The organism is Stenotrophomonas sp. 704A1, assembly GCF_030549525.1.
GTDB classification, from domain to species: Bacteria; Pseudomonadota; Gammaproteobacteria; order Xanthomonadales; family Xanthomonadaceae; genus Stenotrophomonas; species Stenotrophomonas tuberculopleuritidis.
This window is the reverse complement of record NZ_CP130831.1, coordinates 2,743,878-2,760,899: the sequence shown is the minus strand read 5'-3', so window position 1 is coordinate 2,760,899 and position 17,022 is coordinate 2,743,878. Positions and strand designations below refer to the sequence as shown.

At 69.6% G+C, this 17,022-nt stretch carries 15 protein-coding genes; 10 read left to right on the top strand and 5 right to left on the bottom strand.

The genetic code is table 11. From position 1 onward, the window contains the following. The first annotated feature begins 191 nt into the window (after positions 1-191). Together Q5Z10_RS12880 and Q5Z10_RS12875 are read left to right on the top strand one after the other, a co-directional pair. A complete protein-coding gene (locus tag Q5Z10_RS12880; protein ID WP_303635824.1) occupies positions 192-2,918 on the top strand; it encodes a TonB-dependent receptor plug domain-containing protein in 2,727 nt (908 codons plus the stop codon). Between the two features lie 104 nt (positions 2,919-3,022). Next, positions 3,023-3,655, top strand: a complete 633-nt coding sequence (locus Q5Z10_RS12875) for a hypothetical protein (RefSeq protein WP_303635823.1) — start codon at positions 3,023-3,025, stop codon at positions 3,653-3,655. A 27-nt stretch (positions 3,656-3,682) separates the two neighbouring features. Here the strand turns inward: Q5Z10_RS12875 and Q5Z10_RS12870 are convergent, their stop codons facing one another. Then, positions 3,683-4,324, bottom strand: coding sequence for a hypothetical protein (locus Q5Z10_RS12870; protein ID WP_262230235.1), 642 nt, complete (start codon positions 4,322-4,324; stop codon positions 3,683-3,685). 183 nt (positions 4,325-4,507) lie between these two features. Here Q5Z10_RS12870 and Q5Z10_RS12865 point away from each other — a divergent pair, with 183 nt between their 5' ends. Continuing rightward, positions 4,508-5,668 (top strand): amidohydrolase family protein, encoded by a 1,161-nt coding sequence (locus tag Q5Z10_RS12865; protein ID WP_303635822.1) that lies wholly within the window; start codon positions 4,508-4,510, stop codon positions 5,666-5,668. Between the two features lie 97 nt (positions 5,669-5,765). Here Q5Z10_RS12865 and Q5Z10_RS12860 read toward each other — a convergent pair whose 3' ends face one another. Next, positions 5,766-6,647, bottom strand: coding sequence for a LysR substrate-binding domain-containing protein (locus Q5Z10_RS12860; RefSeq protein ID WP_303635821.1), 882 nt, complete (start codon positions 6,645-6,647; stop codon positions 5,766-5,768). A 94-nt stretch (positions 6,648-6,741) separates the two neighbouring features. Here Q5Z10_RS12860 and Q5Z10_RS12855 point away from each other — a divergent pair, with 94 nt between their 5' ends. Further along, positions 6,742-7,443, top strand: coding sequence for an ankyrin repeat domain-containing protein (locus Q5Z10_RS12855; protein WP_345783994.1), 702 nt, complete (start codon positions 6,742-6,744; stop codon positions 7,441-7,443). A gap of 52 nt (positions 7,444-7,495) precedes the next feature. After that, positions 7,496-8,953 carry an amidohydrolase family protein gene (locus tag Q5Z10_RS12850; protein ID WP_303635819.1) on the top strand — a complete coding sequence of 486 codons (1,458 nt, stop codon included), beginning with the start codon at positions 7,496-7,498 and terminating at the stop codon, positions 8,951-8,953. A 31-nt stretch (positions 8,954-8,984) separates the two neighbouring features. On the opposite strand, the gene Q5Z10_RS12845 is transcribed toward Q5Z10_RS12850, so the two are convergent. Continuing rightward, the gene (locus tag Q5Z10_RS12845; RefSeq protein WP_303635818.1) at positions 8,985-9,914 is read right to left on the bottom strand and encodes a LysR family transcriptional regulator; all 930 of its coding nucleotides are present in this window, start codon (positions 9,912-9,914) and stop codon (positions 8,985-8,987) included. 92 nt (positions 9,915-10,006) lie between these two features. Between Q5Z10_RS12845 and Q5Z10_RS12840 the strand changes: the two genes are divergently transcribed. After that, positions 10,007-11,200: an MFS transporter gene (locus Q5Z10_RS12840; protein WP_303635817.1), complete on the top strand. Its 1,194-nt coding sequence runs from the start codon at positions 10,007-10,009 to the stop codon at positions 11,198-11,200. Between the two features lie 38 nt (positions 11,201-11,238). Here the strand turns inward: Q5Z10_RS12840 and Q5Z10_RS12835 are convergent, their stop codons facing one another. Then, the gene (locus Q5Z10_RS12835; protein WP_303635816.1) at positions 11,239-11,892 is read right to left on the bottom strand and encodes a response regulator; all 654 of its coding nucleotides are present in this window, start codon (positions 11,890-11,892) and stop codon (positions 11,239-11,241) included. After that, the gene (locus Q5Z10_RS12830; protein WP_303635815.1) at positions 11,885-14,923 is read right to left on the bottom strand and encodes a sensor histidine kinase; all 3,039 of its coding nucleotides are present in this window, start codon (positions 14,921-14,923) and stop codon (positions 11,885-11,887) included. Before Q5Z10_RS12830 ends, Q5Z10_RS12835 begins: the two co-directional genes overlap by 8 nt. Positions 14,924-15,019: 96 nt before the next feature. Between Q5Z10_RS12830 and Q5Z10_RS12825 the strand changes: the two genes are divergently transcribed. From Q5Z10_RS12825 to Q5Z10_RS12810, 4 genes are all read left to right on the top strand, one after another. After that, complete coding sequence (locus Q5Z10_RS12825; RefSeq protein WP_303635814.1) at positions 15,020-15,352, top strand: hypothetical protein; 333 nt, start codon at positions 15,020-15,022, stop codon at positions 15,350-15,352. 79 nt (positions 15,353-15,431) lie between these two features. Further along, positions 15,432-15,848: a helix-turn-helix domain-containing protein gene (locus Q5Z10_RS12820; RefSeq protein ID WP_303635813.1), complete on the top strand. Its 417-nt coding sequence runs from the start codon at positions 15,432-15,434 to the stop codon at positions 15,846-15,848. Next, on the top strand, positions 15,845-16,501 hold the full coding sequence (locus Q5Z10_RS12815) for a hydrolase (protein WP_303635812.1): 657 nt from the start codon (positions 15,845-15,847) through the stop codon (positions 16,499-16,501). Before Q5Z10_RS12820 ends, Q5Z10_RS12815 begins: the two co-directional genes overlap by 4 nt. A gap of 2 nt (positions 16,502-16,503) precedes the next feature. Continuing rightward, positions 16,504-16,929, top strand: coding sequence for a DoxX family protein (locus Q5Z10_RS12810; RefSeq protein ID WP_303635811.1), 426 nt, complete (start codon positions 16,504-16,506; stop codon positions 16,927-16,929). The last annotated feature ends 93 nt before the right edge of the window (positions 16,930-17,022 follow it).

Here is a 17,022-nt window from a genome sequence, read left to right as displayed (position 1 = left end):
ATGCCGAACAATGCAAAAAGTTGCAAAGGAGCGCGCAGCCGATCGCGCATGCCTGAGTCGGTTCAGGCATAAGGCCATCAGGCCTGGTCATTTCCACTGCAACCATCGGTTCAGGACACTTTCGTTACGGGATCGTTATGTGCGCTCGTCGCCTGCGTCCCGATACCTCCGTCCCCATCCCCAGGAAGCCCATGTCTGCCACTTCCCCGGCGCTGCGCCCGCGTCTGCTGGTGCTTGCCGTGTCGTCCCTGATGCTGGCCCCGTTGCCGGCCTTCGCGCAGGAAAGCGCGCCCACCACACTGCAGGAAGTCAAGGTCACCGGTTCGCGCATTCCGCGCGCCAGCGTTGAAGGTCCGTCGCCGGTCACGGTGATCAGCCGCGAGCAGATCGACGCGCAGGGCTACCGCAATGCCTTCGACGCGCTCAGCGCGCTCACCGAGAACACCGGCAACGTACAGGGCGAAGACTTCGGCAATACCTTCACTCCGGCCGCCAACACGATCAATCTGCGGGGCCTGGGCCCGAACCGCACGCTGGTGCTGGTCAACGGCCGGCGCCAGTCCGACTACCCGCTGGCCTACGAAGGTTCAGTGAACGTGGTCAACCTGGCCAACATCCCCAGCGCGCTGATCGAGCGCATCGAAGTACTGGCCGCAGGTGCGTCGGCGGTGTATGGCTCCGATGCCATCGCCGGCGTGGTCAACATCATCCTCAAGGACCGCTTCGACGGCGTGGACGTCAACGTGCGCGCCGGTGGTACCGGGCAGGGAGGCGGTGACAACCAGCGCGTGCAGGTGGTTGGCGGCAGCTCCGGCGACCGCTGGGACGGCCTGTTCGGCTTCGAATTCGACGTGCGCAAGGCGATCCATGCGCATCAGCGCGACTTCATGGACTCGCTGGACGATGACCCCACCGGCAAAGCGCCGCAGGCTACCGCGATCGCCTATCGCCGCAATGCCGCCACCGGGCGCAACATCGACCCGGGCGTCAATGGCTGCGGCGCTGCCTCGGCCATCTATGGCGGCAGCGTGTTCCGGGCCAACAACCCACGCCAGGGCTGGTACTGCGGCAGCAATGAAGCGGCCGCCAGCTATTGGACCGTGCAGACCGAGAAGCGCAACCTCAATGGCTATGGACTGTTGACCTTCCACGTCAACGAGAGCACCGACCTGTTCGCTGATCTGGCGGTGGGCAGTGCGAAGATCCACAACAATACCCGCGCCCCGTCGTGGACCTCGTCGCGCAACTACTTCTACAACCAGACCAGCGGCAACCTGGAGAGCTGGTACCGCCGCTTCGCACCGGAGGAAGTCGGTGGCCTGCCGCGCAATGCAAACCGCTTCCTCGAGAACTCGTGGTCGTTCAATCTCGGTGCACGTGGCCAGATCGGCGACAGCGGCTGGGACTATGAAGCCGTCTACAGCCGTTCGCGCTACGAGAACCGCACCCGCCGCCCGGTGCTGCTGGCCGGCATCAACGACTACCTGCTCGGTCCACAGCTGGGCGTGCGCAATGGCGTGGAGGTCTACGCCCCGGATCCGGCGCGCCTGTTCCGGCCGCTGACGCCGGACGAGTACGCCGGCCTGTCCGGCTACCAGGAGAGCCGCAATGCGGCCTGGCTGCAGACCTTCAGTGCCAGCGTCAACGGTCGCCTGTTCGCGCTGCCCGGCGGCGACGCCGCACTGGCAGCAGTGGTCGAGGCCGGCAGCCAGGGCTACCGCAACCGCCCGGATCCACGCCTGGGCACCGGCGAGTTCTGGAACACCAGTGCCGGCATCGGTGCCGGCGGCGAGCGTGATCGTTACGCCGCCGGCGTGGAGCTGCAGTTGCCGCTGCTGCGGTCGCTGACCACCACGCTGGCCGGTCGCTATGACCAGTACCGGGCCGGCGGCGAGCACATCGGCAAGGCGACCTGGAGCGTCGGCGTGGAGTTCCGCCCGATCGAGAGCCTGTTGATCCGGGGTTCGGCCGCAACCAGCTTCCGCGCGCCGGACATGAACTATGTGTTCGCCACCGAGACCCGCGGCTACAACCCGGGCATGACCGACTACTGGCGCTGCCGTACCGCCGGCCAGTCCTATGACAACTGCGACTACAACGGCCTGTCGATCGACTACAGCAACCGCGCCAACGCGCAGCTGCAGCCGGAAACCGCGAAGTCCTATGGGTTCGGCGTGGTCTGGTCGCCGCTGTCCGGGCTGGATTTCAGTGCCGACTACTACGACATCCGCATCGACAACGAGGTGACCAGCCTCGACACCAGCCGCATCCTGCGCGACGAAGCCGATTGCCGGCTGGGCCGTACGCTGGGCGGCGAAGCGCGCGACATCGGTTCGCCGCTGTGCCAGGACGCGCTGTCACGGGTGATCCGCAATCCGTCCAACGCCACCGTGCAGCCGGACCAGGTGACCCGGGTGCTGATCAACCCGATCAATGCGGCGTCCGAATCGGTGCGCGGGCTGGACCTGAAGGGCAACTGGCGTTTTGATGCCGGTCGCTACGGCCGCTTCACCACGCGCCTGGCCTATACCGTGGTGCTGGAGCACACCTACCGGCAATTCTCCGATGATGCGGAGCGTGACATCCGCAACTCGCTGGATGACTACCAGTGGCGCAGCAAGGCCAACGGCAGCATCACCTGGAACCAGGGCGACTGGACCACCACGCTGTACGGCAATCGCTTCGGCTCCTTGCCCAAGAGTGATGGCAGTGGCCGCATCGCGCCGTACATGACCTACAACGCCAGCGTGTTCCGCCAGTTCGGCGAGAACCTGTCGGTGGGCGTGATCGTCAACAACCTGCGTGACAGCCGACCGCCGGCGGACCGGAACGGGGGCGGCTGGCCGTTCTATCCGGTCGGCAACTACGACCCGTATGGCCGCCAGTACTGGCTGCAGCTGGATTACCGGTTCCGTTGATCCGGCAGATGAACGAAAGGCCCGGCATTGCCGGGCTTTTCTTTGTGCAGTGCACCCGTGTTGCCGCTGCACGCGTGGCATGCTGTGGCGAAACATGGAGGACGATGCGCATGGAAGCCAGGGTGTGGGGTCTGATGGCAGTGGTGGCCATTGCGGCTTGCAGTGGCAGGCAGGCGGACAACGTAGACGATGCTGCCGAGGCGGCCAACGCCGCGTCGGTGCAGTCCGATTCCGGTCCGCCAGCTGAGGTTGGATCAACGCGCGAGACAGCCGCATCGAGCGCGGCGACGGCTGCACGCGTGACTGCGAATCCGCAGGGCCACTTCCTTGAGGGGGAACGCATGCTGCTGGCCGAGGGCGCACTGTCGATGGAAAAGAGCGAGGCGATCCTCGGCTCGGACAAGGCCTTTGCACTGGCAATCAGCCAGTTCGAGCAGGATGCCGCCGGCCAGCCTGAGGTGCAGGACCTGACCCGTCTCTACAGGACGGCCGCGAGCCGGCTCATGGGCCAGGATGGCACGCTGGTGTCCTTTGCCTGCGGTTACAGCCTGTGTGTCGGCGAGATCCGCAGCCGCACCGATGAGGAGTTCAGTGCCTGGTCCGAGGCGATCGGCTTGGACAAGGCGGCCCCGGTCTACAGCCTGGCCACTGCGCCGATGACGTGGGGCAGGGACCAGCGTGGTGGGCGCTTCGTGTTCTCGGTGGATCCCGCAGCCAACGCCATCGCGGGCCCATAGCCGGCAGATGCCCGGCGCCACAGCGCGTTACGGAAGCGCCTGCTGCAGGTACGACTCGATGACGTAGCTGAAAGGCTGCTGCTGTCGGTCGCGCAGCAGCGCGCGCACCTCCAGGATCACGCCGTGGTCGCCTTCGCCGCGCGGTGGCCAGAAGGTCTGGTCGGCCAGGGTCTGGCGCTGGAAGCCGAGCGGGCCGACCACGCGTCCGAACGGCTCATCAGTGCTGTCCAGCACCTGGTTCATGGCCGGGCTGAGGTGAGCGGGCAGGTACCAGTTGTCGGCTTCGGACAGCACACGGCTACCGCAGACCAGCTGCACCCGGCGATAGCGCAGGCCGGTGCCGGGCTTTGCGCCCAGCGCCTGCAGCACGTCGGTGGGCGCCGGCTTGTCCTGGCCGTGCACGCGCACGGCGCGGACCCGGGCCTGGGCGGCCAGGCCATGTTCGGCGCACCAGTGTTCCAGGGTGGCGGTGGCGCTCTGCCCGGACAGCACGCGCTGGTGCAGGCGCTCGACCAGGGCGCCGGGGGCGATCCGCTGCTGGCCCGGCGGCGCCTGCAACGGCGCGGTGGCTGCGGCATCGGTGGCGGACAGGCTGGCGATCGGAGCGGCGGCCAGCAGCGATGCGGCCTGCCAGCGGCGGAGACGATCGTGGCGGTCGGACGGGCCCATGCGGCATCACAACGGAAACAGGGGTCTATGGTACCCGTTCAGCGGTGTGCACGGTGTCGCTGCGACCGGCTGTCGCAGGGCCATTCATCGTCCAGGTGAATGTCTGCCATGCAGATATTTCGTTGGCCGATGGCTGTATCGGGGCGCACGATGGTGCCTGTTCTGCCTTTCCGCGAGTTCCCGATGACCCTGCAGTTCATCCACGGCGGCGTTGACCGCAACGGCGCACCGCTGCATTTCCATATCCGTGATGGCCGCATCAGCGGGCTCAATGGCGATGCCAGGCCCGCCGACGGGGCGGAATGCGTCGATCTGAAGGGCTTCGCGCTGCTGCCCGGGCTGGTCGACGGCCACATCCACCTGGACAAGAGCTTCGTCGGCGACCGCTGGCACCCGCATCAGCCGGTGAACAGCCTGCGTGAGCGGCTGGCGGTGGAGAAAGCGGCAGTGGCGGCTGCGGCACCGATGGTCGACCGGGCCGAGGCGCTGATCCGCCAGTGCAGCGGCTTCGGCACGGTGGCAATGCGCTGTCATGTCGATATCGATGGCAGCACCGGCCTGCGCCACCTGCAGGCAGTGCGCGAGGCCGCGCTGCGCTGTGCCGACATCATGCGTATCCAGCTGGTGGCGTTCCCGCAGGCCGGGGTGATGTCCTGTCCCGGCACCGCTGCGGTGCTGGAGCAGGCCCTTGCCGCGGGCGTGGACGTGCTGGGCGGCATCGACCCGACCACGCTCGATGGTGATGCCGAAGGCCAGCTGGCGCTGCTGTTCGGGCTGGCGGAGCGCCATGGCGTGCAGCTGGACATCCACCTGCACGAGCCCGGCGAAACCGGCCTGGCCCAGCTGCTGCGCATCGCCGCGCGGACCCGCGCCGCCGGCCTGCAGGGGCGGGTGGCGGTCAGCCATGCCTATGCGCTGGGGGAGGTGCCACTGGCGCGTGCGCTGCAGGTCGGCGAGGCGCTGGCCACGGCCGGCGTGGCGATCATGAGCAATGCACCGGGCGACCATCCGTTCCCGCCGCTGCGGCCGCTGCATGACGCCGGCGTGCGCGTCTTCGCCGGCAACGACAACATCCGTGACTGCTGGTGGCCGTATGGCAATGGCGACCTGCTGCAGCGGGCGATGCTGCTCGGCTACCGGTCCGGCTTCTACACCGATGCCGACCTGATGCTGGCGCTGGACATGGTGACCACCCATGCCGCACAGGTGATCGGGCTGCCACAGTACGGCCTTGCCGAAGAACATCCGGCCACCTTCGTGGCGGTGCGTGCCGACCATGGCCCGGCGGCGGTGGCCGCCGTGCCGGTGGAACGACGGGTGGTGGTCGACGGCCGCTGGCTGTAGATCCACGCCGTGCGTGGCTGAACCGCTACGCGGCCCCCTCTTGTTGTGCCGGGCCCTGCCCGGCAGCGGTTCCGCCCGAGACCGGAACCGGCCGTCCTCACTCCGGCTCGCGTTGCACCTGCCGCCACAGTTCACTGGCCAGCGCACGCACCGCATCATCGGCATCGGCGCGATGCAGCAGGCCGATTTCGTAGGTGTCGATCACCGGCAGTTCGCGCTCGCCATCGATGATGCGATGGTCGCGGGTGACCGCGCGGCGCGGCAGCAGGCTGATGCCGATGCCATCGGCCACCGCCCCCTGGATGCCGCTCAGCGAGGAACTGGTGAAGGCGATGCGCCAGCGCAGGCCCAGTGCCTCCACGGCGTGGATCATCTCGTCGCGGTACAGCCCGCGGGGCGGGAAGGTCACCAGCGGCAACGGCTCGTGCATCAGGCAGCTGCTGCGCAGGCTGTCGATCCAGTGCATCGGCTCGCGCCGGCAATGCACGGCCTGCCGGGTGTTGCGTCGCTGCTTGACCAGCACCAGGTCCAGCTCGCCATGGTCGAAGCCGTGGGCCAGGTCACGGCTGAGGCCGCTGCTGATTTCCAGCTTCACCTGCGGGTGGCGGCGGCTGAAGGCGGCCAGCATGCGCGTGGTCTGCGCGTTGACGAAATCTTCCGGCACGCCGATGCGCACTGCGGTTTCTACGGTGGCGCCGGCCAGCGCCTGCGCCATTTCCTCGTTCAGGTCGAGCATGCGCCGCGCATAGCCGAGCAGGGTATGGCCGGCATCGGTGGGGTGCACGTCGCGATGACCGCGCTCGAGCAGGCGATGTCCGGCCAGTTCCTCCAGCCGGCGCACCTTCTGGCTGACCGTGGACTGGGTGGAATGCAGGCGCGTGGCGGCCGTGGTGAAGCTGCCGCAGTCGGCCACCATTACCAGCGCCCGCAGCAGGTCCAGCTCGAACAGTGTCCTATTCGATTTGGCACTGTCTTGCATTTGAACATTTCACTTCTGGATGCCAAGGTCGACTTCTACCATGCACGGCAGGGCCCGGCAACGGCCGGCACCACCGCGCAGGAGGAGAACCATGATGCAGCCACCGCGTTCCCGTTTCCGCTGTGCCAGCGCCGGCCGCGTGCTGCTGCTGTGCCTGCTGGCCATGGCGCTGCCGGCCTGTACCGCCACCGCCGGTGTGGAGGCCGATGCCCAGCTGCGCGATGCCGCCAGCCGCGGTGATGCCGGGGCAGTCCGCCAGGCGCTGGCGGCGGGCGCCGATCCTGAGGTGCGCGATGGCCAGGGGCGTACCGCGCTGCTGCTGGCCACGCACGGCAACCACGTGGATGCCGCGCGCGAGCTGATCGAAGCTGGCGCCGACGTCAATGCCAAGGATGCGTTGCAGGACAGCGCCTACCTGTACGCCGGGGCGCGCGGCCTGGATGAGATCCTGGCGCTGACCCTCTCGCACGGTGCCGACCTGCGCAGCACCAACCGCTACGGTGGGACCGCGCTGATTCCGGCCGCCGAGCGTGGCCACGTTGCCACCGTGCGCACGCTGCTGCGCGCCGGCGTGGCCGTCGATCATGTCAACCGCCTGCACTGGACCGCGTTGCTGGAAGCGATCCTGCTCGGCGATGGCGGTCCGCGCCATGTGCAGATCGTGCAGCTGCTGCTGGATGCCGGTGCCAACCCGGAGCTGGCGGATGGCGAAGGCGTGACGCCGCTGGCCCACGCGCGCCAGCGCGGCCATACCGAGATTGAAACCCTGCTGCGCCAGCACGGCGCGGCACGCTGAAGACCGTCCCCTTCCACCCTGCACGCGGGTCGTGCCCACCAGGATGCTGTCCATGTTCCGTTCCCGTCCGTTGTCCCTTGCCATCCTCCTTGCGGTCGCGCCGCTGTCGGTCTCGGCTGCCGAACGCGCCGACCTGCTGATCCGCAATGCCACCGTGGTCGATGTCGAACACGCCCGCACCCAGGCCGGGCAGAGCGTGGTGATCCGTGGCGAGGACATCGTCGCGGTCGGCCCGGACGCGCAGCTGCGCGGCCAGTGGAGCGCGGCCCGCCAGATCGACGCCAAGGGCAAGTACCTGATCCCGGGCCTGTGGGACATGCACGTGCACTTCGGCGGTGGCCCGGCGCTGATCGAAGAGAACAAGGCGCTGCTGCCGCTGTACATCGCCCATGGCATCACCACCGTGCGTGACTGTTCGGGTGACCTGCCGCAGCAGGTGCTGCAGTGGCGCGGCGAGATCGCCAACGGCACCCTGTTCGGGCCGCGCCTGCTGACCTCGGGGGCCAAGATCGAAGGGATCAAGCCGGTGTGGAAGGGCACGATCGAAGTGGGCAGCACGGCCGATGCGGACGCCGCGATCGCGCGCCTGCAGCACGACAAGGTCGATTTCGTGAAGATCACCGACAGCACGCTGAAGCCCGAGCTGTTCCTGTACTCGGCCAGTGCCGCGCGCAAGGCCGGCTTCAAGGCCTCGGGCCACATCCCGATGGCACTGACGGTGGAGCAGGCGGTCGATGCCGGCCTGGCCTCGATCGAGCACCTGGACTATGCGTTCAAGGCCGGCAGCAAGGACGAGGCGCAGATCGCCGCCGATTTCGGCGCCGGCCGCATCGATCGCGCCGAAGCCAACCGCCGCCTCGATGCCAGCTTCGACCGCGACACCGCGATGCACGCCTACCGGGATTTCGCCAAGCGTGGCGTGTTCGTGACGCCGACCCTCAACGGCGGCCGCATCCTCGACTTCCTCGACCAGGACAACCACGCCGACGACCCGTACCTGGCCTACATCGGCCCGGGCCTGCGCGCGACCTACCAGTGGCGCGTGGACCGCGCGGCCAAGGCTACGCCGGCACAGATCCAAGCGCGCCACGCGCAGTACCACCAGGTGGCCGCAGTGCTGCCGCTGCTGCAGGAAGCAGGCGTGACGATCATTGCCGGTACCGATGCCGGCTTCCTCAACTCGTTCAACTTCCCGGGCATCGCCCTGCACCAGGAACTGCAGCTGTTCGTGAAGGAAGGCCTGAGCGCACCGCAGGCGCTGTCGGCCGCAACCCGGTCCGGCCCGGCCTGGTTTGGCCAGATGGACCGCTACGGTGGTGTGGCACAGGGCAAGGCTGCGGATCTGGTACTGCTGACCGCCAATCCGCTGCAGGACATCGCGGCCACCGAGAAGATCGACAGCGTGATCCTGCGCGGCACCGTCCATGACCGTGCGGCGCTGGACCGGATGCTGGCCGATACCCGGGCCAAGGTCGCCGCGTGGGATGCCGAGGCGGCGAAGGCGAACTGACGATCGGAGGGGGGCGGATCCGACCAGCGTGTCAACGCGACGCCGGCCGCATTCCATGCAGCTGCGGCAGCGCGGCCTTCATCGCGTCGATGAAGGCGCGCAGCCGCGGTGGCTGATGGCGTGCGGCGGGAAACACCACGTGCACCGGCAGGGGTGGAGCCTGCCAGTCCGGCAGCAGCTGCACCAGCCGCCCTTGTGCCAGGTCCTCGGCGACCAGCCAGGCCGAGACCACCGCCGCTCCCAAGCCGGCACGCGCGGCCTGCTGCACGACGAACAGGTTGTCGCTGAGCAGGCGCGGACTGATCGACAGCGTATGCGCGCGCCCTTGCGCGTCATGCAGCAGCAGGCGCTCGCGGTAGTAGGTGACCAGCGAGATCCACGGCAGTGACTGCGCCTGTTCCGGCGAGCTGACCGTGCTGGCCTGCACCAGCGACGGCGCCGCCACCACGATGCGCGGCACCTCGGCCAACGGCAGTGCGACCATGCGCGGCTCGTCCACCGGGCCCACCCGCACCGCGCAGTCGATGCCTTCGGCAATGAAGTCCGGCCGGCGGTCCTCCAGGATCCATTCCAGGCTCAGCTGGGGATGCCGGTCGAGGAAGCCGAGCATGGTCGGCAGCAGCTGCGCCTGGCCGAAGGCATGCGGCACCATCACCCGCAGGCGCCCGCGCAGGGTTTCCGGTTCGCCGTGCAGTTCGGCCTGCAGCGATTCCCATTCGTCCACCACCCGTTGAGCGTGGCGCTGGCAGCGCAGGCCCTCTTCGGTCAGCTGCAGGCCATGGGTGGAGCGCTGCAGCAGGCGCAGTCCGAGCTGCCGCTCCAGCGCCTGCAGGCGCCGGCTGACCGTCGGCTGGGTGGTGCCCAGCTGCACGGCGGCGGCCGACAGGCTGCCGGCATCGACGATGCGCAGGAAGGTGCGCAGCAGATCCAGGCGATCGGCGCCGGCCGCGGAGTCGTTCATGCGTTCTAAGTATGAAGGGTATGTGGTTCAGCCTACTACAGACGCGCGGCGAATAAGGGGAGGATGCGCGCACTTCCTTCCAGGATTCCCCCATGTCGACTCCCTTGCTGTCCGCGGCCACCGTCCCGGTCACCGCACCGTCCACCCCGCTGGTGCTGGCCATGGCCGCCGGTGCAGGCTTTTCGGTGGCCTCGCTGTACTACAGCCAACCGATGCTGGGGCTGATCGCAGCCGATCTCGGCGCGGGTGAGCGCGCCGCCGGGCTGGTGCCGACCCTGACCCAGCTCGGCTACGCGCTGGGCATCCTGTTGCTGGCGCCGTTGGGCGACCGCTTCGATCGCCGTGCCCTGATCCTGGGGAAATCGGCGCTGCTGGCGGTGGCGCTGGGCGCCGCGGCAACGGTCGGGCACCTTCCCGGCCTGCTGCTGGCCAGCCTGCTGGTGGGGCTGATGGCGACCCTGGCACAGGACATCGTGCCCGCCGCCGCGGTGCTGGCCCCGGATGCGCAGCGCGGGCAGATCGTCGGCCGGGTGATGACCGGGCTGCTGCTGGGCATCCTGTTGTCGCGGGTGGTCAGCGGCCTGGTTGCCGAGGCCTGGGGCTGGCGCAGCCAGTTCATGCTGGCGGCGGTGTCGGTGGCGGTGATGGGCGCGGTGATGGCACGGGCATTGCCCCGGTTCGCACCGACCAGCACGCTGCGCTATCCCGCCCTGCTAGGATCGCTGCTGGCGCTGTGGCGCGGGCAGCCGCAGCTGCGCCGCGCGGTGGCCAGCCAGTCGCTGCTGGCGGTGGGCTTCAGTGCGTTCTGGTCGACCCTGGCGCTGATGCTGCATGCACGGCTGGGACTGGGCAGTGCGGCGGCAGGTGCGTTCGGCGTTGCGGGTGCGGCCGGTGCACTGGCCGCGCCGTTCGCTGGCCGCTTCGCCGATCGACTGGGCAGCCATGCAGTGGCGCGGCTGGCGATCGTGGTGGCGCTGCTCGGCTTCGGCCTGCTGCTGGCCGAGCCCTGGCTGCCGGCCGCCGCGCTGTTGCCGTTGCTGGTGGTGAGCGCGCTGCTGTTCGACTTTGGTTTCCAGTCGGCGCTGGTGGCGCATCAGACGCTGGTCTATGGCCTGGTGCCGCCGGCGCGCAGCCGGCTCAACGCGCTGCTGTTCACCGGCATGTTCATCGGCATGGCCGCCGGTGGTGCGCTGGGCAGCCTGGCGCTGGCGCAATGGGGGTGGCAGGGCGTGGCCTGGCTGGCGGTGGGGTGTGCGGCCGGCAGCCTGCTGCTTCGTTTGAGATGAGGGGTGTCCGGCAGGGCGGCGCGCCCTGCCGGGCCGCTCTAGTCGTGACCGGTGTCGTCCAGGCTGATGATGCCGCGCCGCAACGCCTGGGTGACCGCATGCGTGCGGTCGCCCACGCCCAGCTTGTCCATCAGGCTCTTCATGTGCGCCTTCACCGTCTGCTCGGAAATCTGCATGCGTTCACCGATGCGCTTGTTCGACAGGCCACCGGCGACGTGGCGCAGCACCTCGGTCTCGCGCGGCGACAGCCGGTCTTCCACCACGTGTGCGGCGATGCCCGCGGCCACCGCCGCGGGGATCGGTGCGCGGCGACCGCTGGCGACCATGCGGATGGTGTCCACCAGCTCGTGGCGCAGCATGTCCTTGAGCAGGTACGCACTGGCGCCGGCCTGCAGTGCACGCACCGCGCGCACATCGCCACGGTAGGTGGTCAGCACGATGATCCTGGCGCGCGGATCCAGGGCGCGGATCCGCACGATGGCTTCCACGCCGTCCATGCGCGGCATCTGCAGGTCCATCAACACCACGTCCGGCTGCAGCCGCGGGTAACAGGCCAGCGCCTCCTCGCCGTCGGCGGCTTCGCCGAGCAGCTGCAGGTCCGGATGGGCACCGAGCAGGGCGGCCAGACCGTCGCGCAGCAGGGGATGGTCGTCGACCACCAGGACGCCGATACGGGCGGGGGAATCAGTCATGGGTGGGTCTGCTCCAGGGCCAGCGCCAGTGGCCGCGACGGCGGTGATACAGGCGGCGCGCGGGAACCGCCAGTGCAACTTCGGTGCCCAGGCCGGGACGGGTCCACAACTGCAGCTGCGCGCCCAGCCGATGCGCGCGTTCGCGCATGCCCTGCATGCCCCAGTGGCCGCGGCCGGCGTCTGCGTCGGCAATGCCGACGCCATCGTCGCGCACGTGCAGCAGGAAGCAGCGCGGGCCATACGACAGTTCCACTTCGATGGCGCGGGCGTGGGCGTGCCGCAACGCATTGCGGATCGCCTCGCGGCCGATCAGGAACACTTCTTCGGCGGCCTCCGGCTGCAGCGGCGGCGGCGCACCTTCCACGGTCAGGCGCAGCGGGTTGATGCCCTGGCCGGCGTACTCGGCGTGCACGTCGGCCAGGGCCGAGGCGAGGTCGCGACCGGCGAACGGTCCATCACGCAGCGCGTTGACCCGTTCGCGGCCTTCGGCCAGGTTGCGCTCGGCCAGCAGCATCGCCTCCTCCAGCTGGTGACGCACCGGCTCGGGCGTCTGCGCTGACTGGCTGATCGCATGCAGGCGCAGGATCAGGCCCTGGCTGCCCTGCAACAGGGTGTCGTGCAGGTCGCGGGCGATGCGTTCGCGTTCACCGTTGCGCTCCTGCAGGCGCGCGCGGAACAACGCAGCAAGCTGGCCGCTGCGGATGCGTACGGCCATCACCAGCGTGGCCAGCACCAGCAGCACGCACAGCAGCTTGAACCAGATGCTCTGCAGGAAGGTCGGGGCGATGCGGAAGCTGCGGCTGGCCGGCGCGCGGCTCCAGATGCCGTCTTCGTTGGCAGCCTGGACCTCGAAGCGGTAATGGCCCGGCGCCAGGTTGGTGTAGTACGCGCGCGTGCTGCCGGCAACCTCCTGCCAGCCGTCATCGACCCCGGACAGCCGGTAGCGGTAGCGGTTGCGTTCGGGACGCGCCAGCGACAGCGCGACGTAGTCGATCTGCAGCTGGGTGGTGCCGGCCGGCAGCCGCAGGCCTTCCAGCAGGGGCGTCTGGGTGTTGCCATACAGGACATCGCCGATGCGCACGCCCGGTGCCATCGGGTTCACGTGCGACTGCGTGGTATCCAGCCAGGCCAGGCCCTGGTTGGTGGCCAGCCACAGCAGGCCATCCGCGGCCAGCACCGCCGTTGCGATCGGCCCGCTCTGCAGGGCGATGCCGGGCATGCCGTCGACCGCATCGAACAGGCGCGGAGTGACCGCATGCCCCTCGCGCAGCGCGCTGCGCAGCGCCGCGCCCTGCAGCCGGACCAGACCGCGGCTGCCATTGAGCCAGAGCTGCCCCTTGCCATCGGCGACCATGCCGGTGATGCCTTCCAGCACACCGGCCATGTCGGTGCGGACCGCCGTGAAGCGCCCGCTGCCCACCCGCGCCGCCAGGCCGGCCTCGCCGGCCACCAGCAGCAGGTCGTCATGCTGCAGCAGTGCGGTCACCGGACCCACGGACAGGCCCTGCGCGGCGTCGACGCGGTCAACGGCACCGTCGTGCAGGCGGCGCAGCGTGCCATCGGCATAGCCGAGCAGCAGGCTGCCATCGGCCGCGCGTGCCAACGAGGAGCAGGCCTGTTCGGGAAGCCGGGTTTCGCGCCGCCACTGGTTGTGCGTGTACTGCAGCACGGCGCGCTCGCCGGCGCAGACCCAGGCCTGCTCGTCGTCGGCAAACAGCAGCGCGTGCAGCGGCTGCCCGGTGAACGGGGCAGGCAGCGCAATGCGGGTGGTGTGCCCGCCGGTGGTGCGGGCCAGGTTGATCCAGTCGAACTGCCAGACCGGGGTCGGCGCCGCGCGTGCGGCGGCCTGCAGCTGCGCGGCCGTGCCGGTCAGCAGGCTGCGGCGCAGATCGAACAGGCGCAGGTCTTCACCGTAGCCGTAGACCCGGCCATCGCTGCCGCGCACCAGCGTCCGGTACGGATCGGTAGGCCCCACCGCGAGGGTCTGCACGCTGTGCGCGCGGAAGCGGTTGAGGCCCAGATTGGTGCCGACCCAGAGATTGCCCTCGCGGTCGGCAATGACCGGGACCGCCGAGGTGGCGGTCAGTCCCTGCGCTGCATCGAAGCGCTCGATGCGCACCGCCCGGGTGCCATCGAAGGTGACCCGGGCAACACCGCCGTGCGGGCTCAGCGTGGCCCACAGTGCGCCGTCGGCGGTGAACTGCAGGCGCGCGGCGACCAGCTCCGGCAACCGACGTGCTTCGCGCTCGCTGGCCGGCAGCAGGCCCCGCGCGTTGGCCAGTGGCGAGGTTCCGCGCACGCGGTCGGCCAGCCAGATCTCGCCGGCGGGGCTCTCCACCAGCGATGCCATCTGCGAAACCGCGATGCCGGTGTTCTCGAATCGGGTCTGTCCCGCTGGCCGCTTCCACACCTGCAGGTCGGCCAGCACCCAGAAGGTGCCATGGCTGTCCTGCAGCACCCACTGCACGCGCCGCTGCGGCAGCCCGTCGCTGGCGGGCGGCGCCTGCCAGTGCTGGCCGTCGAACCAGCGCAGGCCACCGTTGACGGCGGCCCACAGGCGGCCGCTGCGGTCATGTGCGAAGCGCGGCACGACGCCGACCGGCACGCCCTGCGGGCGCCCGAAACTGCGCAGCCGCGCCGGCGTGAACTGGCTGATGCCGGCCTGGAAATAGCCGATCCACAGGCCATCGCGACCGTCGCGCTCATCCAGCCCCAGGGTGACCATGTTGGTGGACGGGAAATGGTTGCCGGCGGGCGCGTCCTGTCGTTCGAAGCGGCGCCCGTCGAAGCGGTACAGGCCCGAGCCGGTCGCCAGCCACAACATGCCCTGGCGATCCTGGGCGATGTCCCAGATATCGCCGGGCGCGCCCTGGCCGACCCGCCACGCGGTGTGCTGGTAGCCGGGCAGGCCGTCGCTGACCGCCGGGTGCTGCGTGGCGGACACGGGCAGGGCAATCAACCACAGCAGCCACGCCAGCAGCGCCGGCAGGCAGCGCAGGGGGAGGAGGGGGCGGCCACGCATGGCGGTCATTCTGGCAGGTGCGGGGCATGCCGGGGTGACCCGATCGGGGTAGGCGGGCCGCGCTGCGGTCGGCTATCACGCGGTCATGGAGCAGGGAGCCCGGCAATGCAGCGCTTGTATGTGATGTTTCCCGACCGCGGTCCGGGCCTCGGACTGCTGTGGCTGCGGCTGTGCGTGGCGGCGGCGCTGTGGGTGCCGGCTACGCCTGCCGGCAGGGGCGGGCTGGTGTGCCTGCTGGCGATGGGGCTGCTGCTGTCGGGCCTGTTCACGCCGCTGGCGGTGGCGCTGGCGGCGATCACGCTGCACGGGCAGGGGGTGGCGCTGCCGTGGTCGCTGCTGCCGCTGGCGCTGCTGCTGCTCGGGCCGGGCGCCTATTCGCTGGATGCGCGCCTGTTCGGACGACGCCTGCTGGGGCGCGGGCCTCCCCCGTTCGGGTGAGTGGCCGCTGCGACCGTCGGGGGTAGGGCCGGGCTGCGCGCCATCGCACCATGGGCCACCCCCGTCACGGCGCCCCCGCATGGCTACCGTTTCCTCTTCCGTCCCGCCGATGCCCGCGCTGGCGCCCCGGCAGTCGGCGGCCCTGCAGCGGGCCCTGCGCTATATCGATGCGCATCTTTCGCAGCCGTTGCGGGTCACCGAACTGGCCGAAGTGGCCTGCGTGAGCCGTTTCCATCTGGTGCGGCTGTTCCGCAGCGGTACCGGTGCCAGCCCGCTGCGCTACGTGCGCCGCCGTCGCATCGAGCGGGCGCGGCAGCTGCTGCCCGGCAGCGCGCAGTCGATGACCTGCCTGGCCCAGCATCTGGGCTTCTTCGACCAGAGTCATTTCGTGCGCAGTTTCCGTGCCGAGACCGGCTGCAGTCCTGGCCAGTACCTGGCCGGCGATGCCGCACTCGCGCTTCCTCCTGCTGTTTCCTCCACCGGAGTCCATCCATGAGCCCCGCTACTGCTGTTCCCGCCAAGGCGCTGCTGTCGCCGACCGATCACGCCCTGGTGCTGATCGACTACCAATCGCAGATGGCCTTTGCCACCCATACCATCGACATCTCCGCGCTGCGCAACAACGTTTCGCTGATCAGCAAGGCCGCCAAGGGCTTCAATGTCCCGGTGCTGCTGACCACCGTGGCGGAGAAATCGTTCTCCGGCCCGATGTTCCCGGAGCTGCCGGCGATCTTCCCGGACCAGCCGGTGTTCGACCGCACCTCGATGAACACCTGGGAGGACCCGCAGGTGATCGATGAGATCAACCGCATCGGCAAGCGCCGACTGGTGCTGGCCGGGCTGTGGACCAGCGTGTGCATCGTCGGCCCGACGCTGTCGGCGCTGGAGCAGGGGTTCGAGGTGTATGTGATCACCGATGCCTGCGGCGACGTCAGCGATGAGGCCCACGAGCGTGCGATCAGCCGCATGGTGCAGGCCGGCGCCGTGCCGGTCACCAGCGTGCAGTATCTGCTGGAGCTGCAGCGCGACTGGGCGCGTGGCGAAACCTACGCGCTGACCACCGGCATCGCCCGGGACCACGCCGGCGGCTACGGCGTGGGCATCCAGTACGCCAAGAGCATGTTCGGTGCGCAGGAAGGCGGACACTGAGCATGAGCAACGGCCATGGCCTTGACCTGGCCCTGCTGATGCTGCGGGCGGTGGCGGGGGGATTCCTGCTGCCGCACGCGCTGGGCAAGCTGCTGGGCTGGTTCAACGGGCCCGGCCTGGCGGGCTTCGCCGCCGAGCTGCGCGGTTTCGGCCTGCCCGCCGCCGCGCCGCTGCCACTGCTGCTGGCACTGCTGCAGGTGCTGTCCGGCCTGGCCGTGCTGGTGGGTTGGCAGACCCGGTTCGCGGCGCTTGCAGCCGCGGCCTTCATTGGGTTCACCGCGCTGCTGGCGCTGCCACGCGGCTGGTTCTGGATGCGTGGCGGTGCCGAGTACCCGCTGCTGTGGACCGCGGCATTGCTGGCCGTCGCCCTGGCCGGCCCCGGCACCTGGGCGGTGGACAGCCTGCTGCCTTCTGGAGACATCGCATGAGCAACCCTCCCTTCGATCCGCGCCGCCGTGATGTCGTGCTGGCGACCGGTGCTGCGCTGACGCTCGGCCTGGCCGGTGGCACCGCCTCGGCAC

What these genes read in the sequence shown, in the direction of transcription:
- Q5Z10_RS12835 (WP_303635816.1), bottom strand. Translation starts at nt 11,892, where the DNA reads ATGACTGATTCCCCCGCCCGTATCGGCGTCCTGGTGGTCGACGACCAT.
- Q5Z10_RS12860 (WP_303635821.1), bottom strand. Translation starts at nt 6,647, where the DNA reads ATGCAAGACAGTGCCAAATCGAATAGGACACTGTTCGAGCTGGACCTG.
- Q5Z10_RS12855 (WP_345783994.1), top strand. Translation starts at nt 6,742, where the DNA reads ATGCAGCCACCGCGTTCCCGTTTCCGCTGTGCCAGCGCCGGCCGCGTG.
- Q5Z10_RS12870 (WP_262230235.1), bottom strand. Translation starts at nt 4,324, where the DNA reads ATGGGCCCGTCCGACCGCCACGATCGTCTCCGCCGCTGGCAGGCCGCA.
- Q5Z10_RS12840 (WP_303635817.1), top strand. Translation starts at nt 10,007, where the DNA reads ATGTCGACTCCCTTGCTGTCCGCGGCCACCGTCCCGGTCACCGCACCG.
- Q5Z10_RS12820 (WP_303635813.1), top strand. Translation starts at nt 15,432, where the DNA reads ATGGCTACCGTTTCCTCTTCCGTCCCGCCGATGCCCGCGCTGGCGCCC.
- Q5Z10_RS12830 (WP_303635815.1), bottom strand. Translation starts at nt 14,923, where the DNA reads ATGACCGCCATGCGTGGCCGCCCCCTCCTCCCCCTGCGCTGCCTGCCG.
- Q5Z10_RS12850 (WP_303635819.1), top strand. Translation starts at nt 7,496, where the DNA reads ATGTTCCGTTCCCGTCCGTTGTCCCTTGCCATCCTCCTTGCGGTCGCG.
- Q5Z10_RS12815 (WP_303635812.1), top strand. Translation starts at nt 15,845, where the DNA reads ATGAGCCCCGCTACTGCTGTTCCCGCCAAGGCGCTGCTGTCGCCGACC.
- Q5Z10_RS12845 (WP_303635818.1), bottom strand. Translation starts at nt 9,914, where the DNA reads ATGAACGACTCCGCGGCCGGCGCCGATCGCCTGGATCTGCTGCGCACC.
- Q5Z10_RS12880 (WP_303635824.1), top strand. Translation starts at nt 192, where the DNA reads ATGTCTGCCACTTCCCCGGCGCTGCGCCCGCGTCTGCTGGTGCTTGCC.
- Q5Z10_RS12865 (WP_303635822.1), top strand. Translation starts at nt 4,508, where the DNA reads ATGACCCTGCAGTTCATCCACGGCGGCGTTGACCGCAACGGCGCACCG.
- Q5Z10_RS12875 (WP_303635823.1), top strand. Translation starts at nt 3,023, where the DNA reads ATGCGCATGGAAGCCAGGGTGTGGGGTCTGATGGCAGTGGTGGCCATT.
- Q5Z10_RS12825 (WP_303635814.1), top strand. Translation starts at nt 15,020, where the DNA reads ATGCAGCGCTTGTATGTGATGTTTCCCGACCGCGGTCCGGGCCTCGGA.
- Q5Z10_RS12810 (WP_303635811.1), top strand. Translation starts at nt 16,504, where the DNA reads ATGAGCAACGGCCATGGCCTTGACCTGGCCCTGCTGATGCTGCGGGCG.